The sequence below is a fragment of the Nonlabens ponticola genome (assembly GCF_003966335.1).
Taxonomy (GTDB): domain Bacteria; phylum Bacteroidota; class Bacteroidia; order Flavobacteriales; family Flavobacteriaceae; genus Nonlabens; species Nonlabens ponticola.
Genome location: NZ_CP034549.1, coordinates 1,480,000 through 1,493,421, shown reverse-complemented (window position 1 = coordinate 1,493,421; position 13,422 = coordinate 1,480,000). Strand labels below are relative to the sequence as shown.

Below are 13,422 nucleotides of genomic sequence, written 5' to 3'. Positions count from 1 at the left end.
AATGAATTTGTAATCTCTCAACGGGTTTTATTTTGTGGTTCTATTACCTAGGGCAAAAACGGGTTATCTGTAAATCTTAAAATATTGTTAGATTTCATAAATTGCCAATTCGAAAAATGTTACGCCAGTGCTCAAAAATTATATTTTATTTCTCTTCGTTTTTGTGTTGCCAATAGCAACCATCGCTCAAATTCAAATTAAAACAGGAAACAAATCTTCATGGATTCAAGACACTGATTATGAATTGAATCCAGCAATTGATAATGATGAAATCGTACAAGGCGCCGTAACATTACTTAGCGATTATCAGACTAATGTACCACTACAACAAACTTATTATAGGTTCGTCAATAAGATTACTGATCCAGTTGGAATTCAAGCTATTTCTAACATTAGTGCAGTTTATGATCCTACTTATCAAAAACTAATTTTTCATTCCTTGAAAATATTACGTGGTGATCAAGTAATTGATAAGTTAAATCCTGTAGATTTTCAAGTGATAAAACGTGAACTCAATGCAGAGAACTATTTATATGATGGTTCCCTATCTGCCATGATTTATTTATCAGATGTACGCAACGGCGATATTATTGACTACGACTATTCTATAATTGGTTTCAACCCGCTTAACAAAGGAGAGTTTACAGATGGATACATTCTTTGTGACTATGCGCCAGTAGGAAAAATCAATGTCTCCATTTTATCAGATAAGTCTCTCAAGTACCAACTTTACAATACGACGCTTAAGCCCGAGATCGAAAAAACAGGTGATACTTGGTACTATCAATGGACTGTAAATAATCCAGAACCATTTTATTATGAAGAATTTATTCCTACTTGGGAAATTAACATGCCTACCGTTTATGTATCCACTTACAATAACTGGAAACAGGTTATTGATTGGAGTCTAGAACTTTTTGAGATTGACAAACCTATTAGTGCAGCTCTAAGAGAAGAAATCACATCTATTGAAAATGATAATAGTTCTGAAGGCGAAAAAATACAGTCGGTATTAAATTTTGTGCAGAATGAAATACGCTACCTAGGACTGGAATATGGTATAAGTGGTTATAAACCTCATGCGCCTAATCAAGTTTTTGATCAACGTTATGGAGATTGTAAGGATAAGAGTTTACTCATGGTAACGATGCTCAAAGAAATGGGCATTGAAGCTTATCCTGTACTTATCAGTACTACTATGAAGCGATCCTTGAATGAGATCTTGCCTTCACCCTATGTATTTAATCACTGCACTGTAAAAGTTGTGGCAGATGATGGCAACACTTATTTCTATGATCCCACTATTACCAATCAAGGTGGCCTTTTTGACAACGTTCATTTTCCTAATTACGAATACGGTCTTACTATCAAAAAAGGAAATGATAAACTAGAGTCCATTGAAAGTAAATCGAGTAATCTGACTACGGTCAAAGAAGTGTATGATCTAGATAAAGTAAATGGATCTGGTAAATTTCATGTGACTACATCGTATCATAACATTGAAGCAGATAGGATAAGGGAATACTTCAAAAATAGCAGCCTTAGCAACATCGCTAAGGAGTACGAGGCATATTATGCTAATAAACATGCAGGTATCAAGATTGTCAAAAATCCTGAAATAATTGATGACTTCAAGAAAAACGTCGTTACTATCAAAGAGGAATACATAGTCGATAGTATATGGAAAGAGATACCTGATGAACCTGAAAATATTGCTGTAGAGTTTCAAGCATCAGCACTTGATGGAGTTTTTAGTGTACTAAATACTGATAGCAGAAAACACTCTATCGAGCTAGCATACCCTGTAACAAAAAGTCTTGAAACAATAGTCAACCTGCCAGAATATTGGAACATAGAAAATGAGACTGTTGAGGCCAAAAACGATGTCTTTAATTACAATCAAAAAATCAATTATAATAAATCACAAAACCAGTTAGTGATAAAGAATGATTTGAAGATTTTAAAACCGATTGTTGAAGCTAAGGACTTCAAGGATTATCAAAATGACGTTCAAAAAATAAATAATAATTACAGCTACGCAATCTTCATCCCTAAAGACAATCTTGCTGGATTTTCTAGTGAGCCGATAATGGCATTTGTAAAGATCATTTTCTACTTTCTAATTTTTATTGCGATTGTTGGTGTAATAACATGGTTGGTTTCTCGCAATAACAAGAAAAAGGTCAATCAAGTTTAGAAATTAAATAGTCATTTATAAGTGCGGCTTTTGTTATTGTCGAGCCTTACATATTTCTTAAGCTGAGTGTATCGACACTAACCATACCTTAATACTCTTCAAACGTTAGAACATCCATTTCAATTAAAAGATTTACATACTAAGCATCATGAATAGGATAAAGTCTGAATGGATCATATCTCGAGACAGTTTTCGAGCTAAATAAATAACTGATAATCAGATACCTGAATTCTTCTATTAAGACGCTGAAAACATGTTGAATGTACTGAGCGCTACAATTACACTAGACAGTATTTAGAATTTGAAGCTTGAAACCTGTAAACTCTTACTTCAAGAGGCCTCAGTTCTCGAATTGGAACTTGAGAATTTGGAATTTTAAAAAAATTACCATCCACCACTAGCGCCACCTCCGCCAAAACCACCTCCGCCGAAGCCACCACCGAAACCGCCGCCGCCAAAGCCACCTGAGCTACCACCGCCAAAACCGCCACCACTGCCAAAACCGCCGCGACCCATATTACTCAAGATAATGACATCCAGTAAGCTGGCACCAGATCGCCTGCCGCCATTGTTATTGCCGCCATTTTTATTGTTGCGTATGGCGAGAACGATCATAAAAATGAAAAATCCCAATGCTAGCAATGTGCCAATAGGAAAATCATTTTTGCTAAAGTCTCTCGTTTCTTCAAACTCACCATTAAGCGCCTGAAAAATAGCATCAGCGGCTTGATCGAGACCAGCATAGTAGTCGTTGCGCTTAAAGTTGGGAACTATGATGCGGTTGATAATACGCTCTGACATACGGTCTGTAAGTCGGTACTCTATACCATAACCCGTAGAAATATCTATGGTGCGATCCTCTAAGGCAAGCAAAATGAAAATACCGTTGTCTTCCTGCGCTTGTCCAACGCCCCAATCCTGTGCCCATCTTGTGGAAAGCATCGAGATGTCCTCGCCATTAGTGCTCTTTATTATGGAAACTACAATCTGGGTACTTGTAGAATCTGCATAGCGTTCTAATTTATTCTGCAATGCTGCCTGCTGGGATTTACTGAGCAGTTCTACGTAATCATAAATAGCCTTTTGATTTTTAAGACTCGCTGGTTTAGGTGGTACCTCAAACTGTGCCGTTGCTATGCTGCCAACAAGCAAAATCAATAAGATCGCTAAATTTTGTAAATACCTCAACTAGTAGAAATTTGATCCGGTAATTCATTGACATCATCCTCATCCCATGGAAAGTGGGCAGATAGTCGCTCACCTACGAGCTGGATAGCAGCAGTAAGGCCTTGTGTGAATTTGCTTTCGCGAAAGCGTAATTCCATCTCATTCTTGACATCTATCCAGAATTGTGCTCCTACCACAGCATGGATACCGGTGTCGCCCAATAAAGCAAACTTGCGGTCATCCACGGCTACATAAAATAGTATGCCGTTGGCATCGCGCGTGTTGTCCATTTTAAGTACATGAAACAATTCCTGTGCGCGCTCATAAACATCACCGCTGCAATTGGATTCCAGATGCACGCGTATCTCGCCGCTAGTGCGCAACTCTGCATCACGTATGGCTTGAACAATTTCTTGTTCCTGTGCAGCCGTGAGAAAATCTTCTACCTTGCTGGACATGGATTTCTAGTTACCGAATAGGTTGCCTACATCTGGTGCATTTTGTGCACCTTCATCTGCCTGGAAATATGGAGACTCGTCAAAACCGAAGATACCTGCGTAAAACTTACCTGGTAGTCTATTGACTTGTAGATTATATTTTTTTACGGTCTCATTGTAGCGATTGCGTTCGACATTGATGCGATTCTCCGTACGTTCTAGCTCATTGATCAATTCCTTAAAATTCTCGTTTGCCTTGAGGTCTGGATAGTTCTCATAAGTGGCCAATAAACGTCCCAAACCCGAACTTACCGCGCCTTGTGCCTCGCTAAACTGCTGTATCTGCTCGCTAGTCAAATTGCTTGCATCTACATTGATAGAAGTTGCCTTGGCACGCGCCTCAATAACGCCTGTTAGCGTTTCTTGCTCAAATTGTGCATATTGTTTTGCCGTTGCGACGATATTAGGAATAAGGTCTGACCTGCGCTGATAACTGGACTCGACATTACCCCATTGCGCCTGCACGCCTTCCTTATCTGTTACGGTAGTATTGTACCATGAATAGGCATTAAAACCTATGATCACCACGAGTACAAGAAGTACGATTCCTATAATTGAACCTGTTTTCATAATTATATATTAGCTGGATTGATTAGTTGATTCTGTGTGTGGAAAGTTACAAGAATTGAGCAATTTCTTGCCTTAGACTTTAAGCCTTTCTCTCAAATCATTAAAATAACCTGGTGATTTCAACAATCTACTGCCGTACCATGCAAATAACTCACCATCAACAAGTATGCAGTTGGGTTGTGATTTGTCAGCTTTCGCGAAAGCTAAAACGATATCCTGCATATCCACTTCTTTAAAATTATAGGGTTCACTAGAGAAAAGTATTACCTGTGGCGCTAGATCGACAATTTGCTGAATGGTCAATGTTGGGTAACGCGTTTGATAAATAAGCACATTATCTAATCCCGCATGGCTCATCATGTCGTGGATAAACGTATCGTGACCAATACTCATGTAAGGATTTTTCCAGATGAGATAGAGCGCACGCAATTCCTTGAATGAATTGAGGTGGTCAAAAGCAGTCGAGATCTCTTTGATCAAGTGTGTGGCTTTGTCACTAGTTCCAGTTAGTTTGCCTATATCAGCGATCATGTATAAAGAATCTTGCAACGTCTTGATATCAGAAACATAGGTTGGTCCAATTTGCTGGCATCGTGTTACCATCTCACAGGTGTTTTCTTCCTTGTTACAGATAATGAGATCGGGTTGTAGTTCTTTGATTCTTTTCTGGATCACTTTCTTGGTGCCGCCTACCACTGTTTTGGTTTCTAGCGCTCGCGCTGGATGAACACAAAAACGCGTTATTCCAACAATGCGATCTTCAAGACCTAGGTCAAAAAGTAATTCGGTTTGTGATGGTACTAGAGAAACAATCCGTTGAGCCGGCTGAGCTAGCTCGATAAGGTTGTTCAATTGATCTTTAACAGAGATCATCTAATCGAGTGCGTTTTTTGTCACCCAAGTCTTGTATCCTATGAGAGCCATTTGCAACTTAGAAGCTTTGGACAAATCAAAATCATGATCCTTGCTGTAGCTAGGCAGCAGTTTCTTGTTGACCTTGGATAGTGCTTTGAAAATTGATTTTTTCATGACCTAAATGTAAAAAATCCAAGCGATAGGTGGCTTGGATTTTTAATTTTAAGTGAGTGGCTATTATTATTTTGGGTAACAGTCAATCATTATTTCTTTTCAAATAACACTTGTGGTTCTCCTGTGATATCGTCAAACCTGATGGTCATTTTTTTTAAACCATCATCAGAATCAAAAGTGTAACTGCCATCATCAAGGTCAAATTTGATTTTTCTTGGTTTACCATTTTTACGTTTGAGCGTTCTTATTTTGAATGTGTGACCTGACTGTTCCAATCTTCTCTCCAATGCTTGCATGGCATTATCATTAAAGTCTGTAATGGCGAATGAGTTATTAGAATCTAAGGTCTTAGTCACAATAATAATTACTCCATTCTTACCTTTATCACCATAAAGGCTAATAGCATTCTCATCTTTCAGTACACTTACCGATTCAATTTGTTGCGGATTGATATTTCTGAATTCTTCTTCTCCAGCCTCTTTGCCGTCAAGAATGAATAATGGTTTTGACTTACCATTATAGAGAGTATAAGGATCAGGCAAGTCATCAGTTGCGATGATCGTCATAGGATCCTGCGGATCGGCTATGCTCCATCGTGAAGTGACCATTTTTCTATTTACTTTCTTCAAACTATCCAAATTCATTTTGCTAAACCGAGCACGAGACTCTTCCATTCTTTCTCGAGCTTCTTCCATACGTTGCTTGTTTACCTCACGTATGCTGTCCATGTTAAGACGCCTGAAGTTTTTACGTGCTTCCAACATTTGAGCACGAGATTCTTCCATTCTTTCCCGCGATTCTTTCATGCGCTGCTTGTTTACCTCACGGATGCTATCCGTATTGAGGCGCGCAAAATCTTTACGTGCTTTCATCATTTGAGCACGAGATTCCTCCATTCTTGCTCGAGCTTCTTTCATACGCTGCTTGTTAGTTTGACGCAAACTGTCCATATCAAAATACCTGAACTTAAGGCGAGCTTCTTTAAGTTGTTCTTTTGATACTTGCTGGATGCTGTCCCAATTCATGCGCTCAAATTCGAGCTTTGCCAGTTTCAAATTTTGCTTGGCTAGCTCTTGGATGCTATCCCAATTCATGTTTCGCATCTCAATTTGAGCTTCTTTCAATCCCTTCATGGCTTGTTGTTGTATGCTATCCCAATTCATGTTCTGCATCTCGATCTGTGCCTCTTTCAATCCTTCCATGGCCTGTTGCTGTATGCTATCAAAGTTCATGCGCTTCATTTCTTCTTGAAGTGTTATATAATCTTCAACTTCAAAATGTATGGTATCGTTGATCTTTGAAATATTTAAAGTATTCAACAATGAATCAAGCTCTTTAGAAGCGTCTCTCATCGCAAACGCCATTGCAGGATCAAACATTGATTGGGAGTATGTTGTTGCTGTATACCCAATAGCGTCGCAGTCACCCATAGACCACGATTTTTCATCATCGGTGATGACACCAGTAATGCAAATGCTATCAATACCATCATTATCTACAAAGGATTGTTTGATCACTGTACCATCATTATCATCTAGTGATACTGTCAATCTCGTTAGTTTACCACTTTTATATCGTGCACGGCTGTAATCAAAATCCACATTGTGATTTTTCTTTAACGATGCCTTTATGTCATCAAGACTTTCTTTTGTCGTCGTGTTGACGATTTTGTGTTTTATTAGTTTTGAAATGGTATCCGTTGCTTCAAACGTACCATAAACAACTCGATCGTCAGATTTGATAGAAGTACCATTCTCATTGACAATAAAGGTTTCTAACGAGACTGCGTTATTCAATTGCAACTCATCATCACTAGCCAGCAAGATAATAAGCTCGCCACCTCGCAAGATCATGCTCACATTTTCACGCAGTTGCTCATTCCCAAAAGCCGATTTCAATCTCAATCGGTCTGTGCCATCATCATCTTTAGACTTGACTAACTCGATTTTGTAATCAGTATTTGCATTGATTCTAGCTGCATACTCATTCAATTGAGCCTGAGTGGTATTTAAGGTGATGTCAAATGCCAATGGGTCAACATTTTGCAGCGCTGTCGCTACTGCTTTTTCTTTTTTGATATACTCAATCTTTTCTACCACATTAAAACTGTAGAGAAATAGGACCAGTACTGGCAGTATCAACGCATACTTGTAGGCGTTCCACTGTTTTGAGGTTTCTTTTTGTAACATTTGAATTCGCTTTTTAATAAATGGTGTGAAAAAATTATTGGCTAGGGCTGGCTGCATGTGGCTGGCCGCGCTACTTAGCAGCGTGTGCTCATAGCTTACGCCGGTTTCATTTTGAACCTTGGCAGTGGCATCTGCGATGAATTCTAGATTCTCACCTATTTGTCGCTTGAGCAACCACGCTAGCGGATTGATCCAGAAAATAGCTCGATACAGATGTGAGATCAGCAGGTCAATACTATGCCAATCGCGCGCATGCACTTTTTCATGATCCATGATCAGGTCCATTCCAGCCTTTTTCTTGTCCTTACGGTAATAACAGATGTAGTTGAAAAAACTAAACGGTGTCACCTTTCGCGAAAGCGCAACCATCACAAATCCATTCTCTCTTCGCATCTTACCCGATAGAATCAAACGTCGCAGAGATAGCAACTCAACCGCCATTTTACCTATAAAAAACAAGCTTATGGATAGATACAGCACTAGCAAGAATTCATCCATCGAGATCCATGGCTCAGGTTGTGGTGCGGCTGCAGCCATCAATTGCAGGTCATAATTCTGAGGTAAAAACACTGGTTGCGCCAATTGTTCTACATAAACGGTTTGCGTGATCTCAATAAAGGGAACGGCGATGCTGGCTACCATGCCCAACAGCAAGAACCACCTATTACTGCGGAAAAACGTGAGACGGCGCAGCAGCAGCTGGTAGGCCAAAACAAAGATGGCGAGCACGCCAGCCGACTTCATCAAATATTCAAGTAATTGCTCCATGACTATTTCTCTTTAGATTCAATCATTTCCAGGATCTCACGCAATTCACCTGCGGAGATCTTCTCTTCCTTAGCAAAAAACGACACCATATTCTTGTAGGAATTATTGAAGTAGTTACTCATCGCATTACTCACAAACGTGTTGCGGTAAGCCGTTTTTTCTACCAGTGGGAAATAGCGATGCGTCTTGCCAAAAGCCTCATAGCCCACAAAGCCCTTATCCACAAGCTTGCGCACGATCGTACTCACCGTATTGTAGTGATTGCCGGCATCCAGATGCGGCACCATTTCCTTGACAAAAGCCTTTTCCAGATCCCATAAGACCTGCATGACCTCTTCTTCTTTTTTGGTTAATTTTTCCATGTTTCAGTTGTTTTGGGCGTTTCTCGGCGCGGCCTCGACCAGGCTTTCGGCGCTACACGGTAGCTTGCCTCTATCCCTAACGCATTCCAAACATATAACTATTTTTATAGTTTACAAACTATAATTGTAGTTATTCAACTAAAAATATCGTTTACAAGGGTTGAAACTCAGGATATAGCACACCATTTAACAAGTCTACAAAGAGTTTACGACACGATTATAATCCTATGGTCTTGCGTTAATCCACTACAACGCCATACTGATTTACTCTTGCGCCGTTGGAGTCTGTAACGGTCAATATATTGCTGCTGCAATTGTAGTTATAAGATTTATTGTTCAGTACCGTTTTACCATTCTTAGGCTGTGAATCATCTTGTTTCAAGGGTTTATCCAGCAGCATGATGCTACGGTAATTGGGATCCACAATTACGGTTTTGTCGTCCTTTATATAATAGGTATAATAATCACCATTGAAGATCACGTATTGTCCTCGATCACTTGCTGCGGTAGCTAGCGATCGTTCCTCGTTGATCATGTTCATCTGATTTAACGACTTAACAAGTGTCTTATCGTCGTCGCTGGATGAACTGCGACGGTTGTTGACGAGTGCGGTTTTTGATGGCAGTTTACCTTTGCTTACCACGACATTCTTGCTATCAATATTCCAACTGATAATGTGATCTTGAATACCAAAATTATTGGCATAGTTCAACCTATCCAATTGTTGACCACCTCTTGAAATGATCAAATCGATAACTGCTAGCTTATCACGTTTCACTTCAAAACGATCAATTTTAATATCTACACTATAGGTAGCTTTCCAGGCTTCTATGGCAGTGAGCAAATCATTTTTGCTGGTTTTTGAATCGATCTGATAGCTAATAATATTGTCATCAACAATCATGGGTAGTTGACCGTGAGACAACCCTGAAAAAAGTAAAACGCCCAATAAAATTGTCAACCGTATGCCTCTATTCCTTTGTTTCATTATAGTTGCTCAATTTTAGTTGTGCTAAGCACATTGTTCACGATTATCTTGATCTTTAAAGCACCCATTTGTTGCATGAATTTCATCTCATTGTTGTCTAGAGAGACTTTAATGGAAGTTATCTCGCCCATGCCATTACGCACCTGTTCAAGTATCTTAAAGTCTGCTCCTGTATCCTGTACTTGCAACTGTAATTGCTGTAAATCTCTCACACTGCTAGATTGTGTGATAGTAAAAGTTTCCGTATTCAGATTTTGTCCTGCTTCAAACAATGCTTCATTCTTAATGGGAACACCTTGCTCGTTGACCGTATTTCCATCCTTATCTCGCAGGATAAGTACATTATCATTGTATTGATAATTGAAGGAGCCACGTTGCATCCTCAAGGTGCCTTCCAGGTAATCGCTACCCAATTCCTTATTAATTGTAAACAGTAATTTTCCTAGATTGTCATAAACGATAGTGTAACCATCATAGACCTTGTATAGACATTGCTCACCTGCGAAAACTAAATATCCTTGCCTTAACAGCTCTTCATCACCAGTAGTACCATTAATGGCCGTGCGATATGCTTTGAGGCCTTGCGCTGTCTCGTTCTTAAGACCTTGCTCTCTAATGAGTTGTTCTTGACGTTCTAGCTCTTTTTGTAGTTGCGCTTGTCTTATCCGACTTTCTTCAAGAGATTGCTGCTGCATCAAGAGCTTCTTCTCTAGTCTAGCTTGTTGTGCTGCAAGACTATCGCGACGCTGTTTTTCTTTTGCATTATTAAACTTGAGTTTGTTGCGCTGTGCAATCTGTCTCTTGTTTTCTTTTTCAAGTTCTCGCAAGCTCTCGCGTGCATCAATATTCTGTTCCTTTATTTGTTGAGATTCCTCTAATTTTTGATCTTGAAGTTTTTTCAAACCATCCAACTGTTGTTTCTTACGATCGATCGCCTGGTCTATACGCTGTACATCTGGAGCTATTGCCTCCTTCACAGTGGCACGAGCTGTTTTAGATAGATCAGTGTTTTTCTGGGTAGAATTCTCGTTCCCAGCCATGCGAGAAATAGTGGCTGTCGTAGATATCGGTGCAGCAATGGCAGGCATTTCAACAACTGCTTCTTCCTTTTTAATATTAGCGATAGCACTTGTAACCACTTCATTACAGTTTACTAACGATTCTAATTTGTTATCACCACTTACATAAATGCATAAATCAGGAATCCCATCGTTAGCCATTTGTTCCCAGCGTCGAGTCACGCCTGTTTTGTCCAATATTCTCAATCCTAGATGAATGATAAGGTCTCCATCCTTACTATAATTAGTAAGTGATGCCTTGATACCATGATCGTTCTCTAGACGCTCTATAGCCTCAAATAATTGAGTTCTGGATGTAGCCGCGGTAATCTTTAATGGCTGTTCTATAGACAGACTGGTTGTGGTTGCGGTAGATGACTGTTGCGCTTTCGCGAAAGCATAATTCCCCAAAACAATCAAACAACCCAACACATAACATTTCCCTAAAAATGTTCTCATTGTGGTGATATTGTCCTGTAAAAATAAGTTTTTCAAATTAATATCGCGCGGCGCTAGATTAAGAGTAAAACAAGGTTGTGCATTCTTATAATCGCTTTAACTTTGTGCTACCATATTTTGTAATTATGATCAAAATCACCTTGCCAGACGGCAGTATTAAAGAATTTGAAAGCGGCGCCACTCCTATGGATGTCGCTATGAGCATCTCTCATGGACTTGCGCGCAATGTGATAAGCGCCACATTTAATGGCACTAAGGTCGAGACCAAAACACCGCTGGAAGAAGACGGCACACTCACGCTACATACTTTTAGTGATAAGGAAGGCAAAGAGGCGTTCTGGCACAGTTCATCGCACGTAATGGCACAAGCTGTTGAGGAACTTTTTCCTGGCTCTAAATTGACGATCGGGCCAGCCATTGATAATGGATTTTACTACGATATTGACTTTGGCGATCATCAGATTTCAGAATCTGATATTCCTGCCATTGAGAAAAAGATGATAGAGATCGCGCGTGGTAAGCATGAATTTGAAATGCGCAGTGTCTCAAAAGCTGATGCGCTCTCAAAATATAAAGAAGAAGGCAACCAGTATAAGGTAGAACTTATCGAGAACCTGACTGATGGTGAGATTACCTTTTGTGATCACGCAACATTTACAGATCTGTGTCGTGGTGGGCATATACCTAATACTGGTATTATTAAGGCTGTAAAAGTCATGAGCATTGCTGGTGCTTACTGGCGTGGTGATGAGAACAATACGCAATTGACTAGATTGTATGGTATTTCTTTCCCTAAGCAAAAAGACTTAAAAGAATACCTTGAATTGCTTGAAGAAGCAAAAAAGCGTGATCATAGAAAATTAGGTAAAGAGTTACAGCTTTTCACGTTCTCGCAGCGTGTAGGACAAGGCCTGCCATTATGGTTGCCTAAAGGTGCAGCACTGCGTGAGCGACTAGAGAATTTCCTAAAAGCCGCACAGAAAAAAGCTGGTTATGAAATGGTCATGACACCACATATAGGTTCTAAGGAATTATATGAAACCAGTGGTCATTATGCCAAATATGGAGAGGACAGCTTCCAGCCTATCACCACACCATCTGAAGATGAGGAGTTCTTGCTTAAACCAATGAATTGCCCACATCACTGTGAGATCTATAAAAGCATCCAGTGGTCCTACCGTGATTTACCTAAACGCTTTGCAGAATTTGGTACCGTTTATCGCTATGAGCAATCTGGTGAGTTGCATGGTCTAACTCGAGTACGTGGTTTCACTCAGGACGATGCGCATATATTCTGTACTCCAGACCAACTGGATGATGAATTCATGAAGGTTATTGACCTGGTGCTTTATGTTTTTGGATCTCTAGGTTTTGAGAACTTTACGGCGCAAGTGAGCATACGTGATCCTAAAAAGCCAGAGAAATATATAGGTGATGTAGAAAACTGGGAAAAGGCAGAAAACGCGATCTTGAGAGCTGCAAAAGCAAAAGGATTGGATTTTGTTGTCGAAGAAGGTGAGGCAGCTTTCTACGGTCCTAAACTTGACTTTATGGTCAAGGACGCTTTAGGTCGCAGCTGGCAGTTGGGAACGATTCAGGTAGACTACAATCTGCCAGAACGATTTGACCTGTCTTATAAAGGTGCTGACAATGAGTCACACAGGCCTGTGATGATTCACCGTGCGCCATTTGGTAGTATGGAGCGATTTATTGCGATATTACTGGAACACACTGGTGGTAATTTCCCATTGTGGTTAATGCCAGAGCAGTGTATCGTGCTGTCTTTGAGTGAGAAATATGAAAATTATGCTAAACAAATAGCAGAAACTCTTGAAAATCACGAAATTCGCACACTTACGGATAATCGAGCCGAGACCATGGGCAAGAAAATACGTGAGGCAGAAATGAACAAATTGCCATATATGCTCATCGTAGGTGAGCAAGAAGAAAAAGATGGCACTGTTTCTGTACGTAAACATGGTGGAGATGACCTAGGAACTATGACCGCTGCACAATTTGCCAGCATGATTAAAGAAGAAGTAGCCAGCTCTATCAAAACATTTGAAGTTTAATTAAAATTATATAGCCATAGCAATAAGAAGACGCAGAAGCCGCGGACCAGCGCGGATTATCAAAGA

General features: G+C 39.9%; 11 protein-coding genes. 2 read left to right on the top strand and 9 right to left on the bottom strand.

Annotated elements, in window-relative coordinates; translation table 11 throughout:
• Window positions 1-127: 127 nt before the first annotated feature.
• Window positions 128-2,197: a DUF3857 domain-containing transglutaminase family protein gene (locus EJ995_RS06725; RefSeq protein WP_126446879.1), complete on the top strand. Its 2,070-nt coding sequence runs from the start codon at window positions 128-130 to the stop codon at window positions 2,195-2,197.
• A gap of 384 nt (window positions 2,198-2,581) precedes the next feature.
• Here the strand turns inward: EJ995_RS06725 and EJ995_RS06720 are convergent, their stop codons facing one another.
• From EJ995_RS06720 to EJ995_RS06680, 9 genes are all read right to left on the bottom strand, one after another.
• Window positions 2,582-3,385 (bottom strand): TPM domain-containing protein, encoded by an 804-nt coding sequence (locus EJ995_RS06720; RefSeq protein ID WP_126446876.1) that lies wholly within the window; start codon window positions 3,383-3,385, stop codon window positions 2,582-2,584.
• A complete protein-coding gene (locus tag EJ995_RS06715) occupies window positions 3,382-3,822 on the bottom strand; it encodes a TPM domain-containing protein (RefSeq protein ID WP_126446874.1) in 441 nt (146 codons plus the stop codon). Before EJ995_RS06715 ends, EJ995_RS06720 begins: the two co-directional genes overlap by 4 nt.
• Before the next feature lie 6 nt (window positions 3,823-3,828).
• A complete protein-coding gene (locus EJ995_RS06710) occupies window positions 3,829-4,431 on the bottom strand; it encodes a LemA family protein (protein WP_126446872.1) in 603 nt (200 codons plus the stop codon).
• 72 nt (window positions 4,432-4,503) lie between these two features.
• Entirely contained in the window at window positions 4,504-5,304 is an 801-nt protein-coding gene (locus EJ995_RS06705; RefSeq protein WP_126446870.1) for a helical backbone metal receptor, read from the bottom strand.
• On the bottom strand, window positions 5,305-5,460 hold the full coding sequence (locus EJ995_RS06700) for an SsrA-binding protein (RefSeq protein WP_126446868.1): 156 nt from the start codon (window positions 5,458-5,460) through the stop codon (window positions 5,305-5,307).
• 89 nt (window positions 5,461-5,549) lie between these two features.
• Window positions 5,550-8,417, bottom strand: a complete 2,868-nt coding sequence (locus EJ995_RS06695; protein ID WP_126446866.1) for a M56 family metallopeptidase — start codon at window positions 8,415-8,417, stop codon at window positions 5,550-5,552.
• Between the two features lie 2 nt (window positions 8,418-8,419).
• Window positions 8,420-8,779 (bottom strand): BlaI/MecI/CopY family transcriptional regulator, encoded by a 360-nt coding sequence (locus EJ995_RS06690; RefSeq protein ID WP_126446864.1) that lies wholly within the window; start codon window positions 8,777-8,779, stop codon window positions 8,420-8,422.
• A 238-nt stretch (window positions 8,780-9,017) separates the two neighbouring features.
• Entirely contained in the window at window positions 9,018-9,767 is a 750-nt protein-coding gene (locus tag EJ995_RS06685; protein WP_126446862.1) for a hypothetical protein, read from the bottom strand.
• Window positions 9,767-11,284, bottom strand: a complete 1,518-nt coding sequence (locus EJ995_RS06680) for a hypothetical protein (RefSeq protein WP_126446860.1) — start codon at window positions 11,282-11,284, stop codon at window positions 9,767-9,769. The genes EJ995_RS06685 and EJ995_RS06680 overlap by 1 nt, the downstream gene beginning before the upstream one ends.
• Before the next feature lie 125 nt (window positions 11,285-11,409).
• On the opposite strand from EJ995_RS06680, the gene thrS reads away from it, so the two are divergent.
• On the top strand, window positions 11,410-13,356 hold the full coding sequence (gene thrS / locus EJ995_RS06675) for a threonine--tRNA ligase (protein WP_126446858.1): 1,947 nt from the start codon (window positions 11,410-11,412) through the stop codon (window positions 13,354-13,356).
• The last annotated feature ends 66 nt before the right edge of the window (window positions 13,357-13,422 follow it).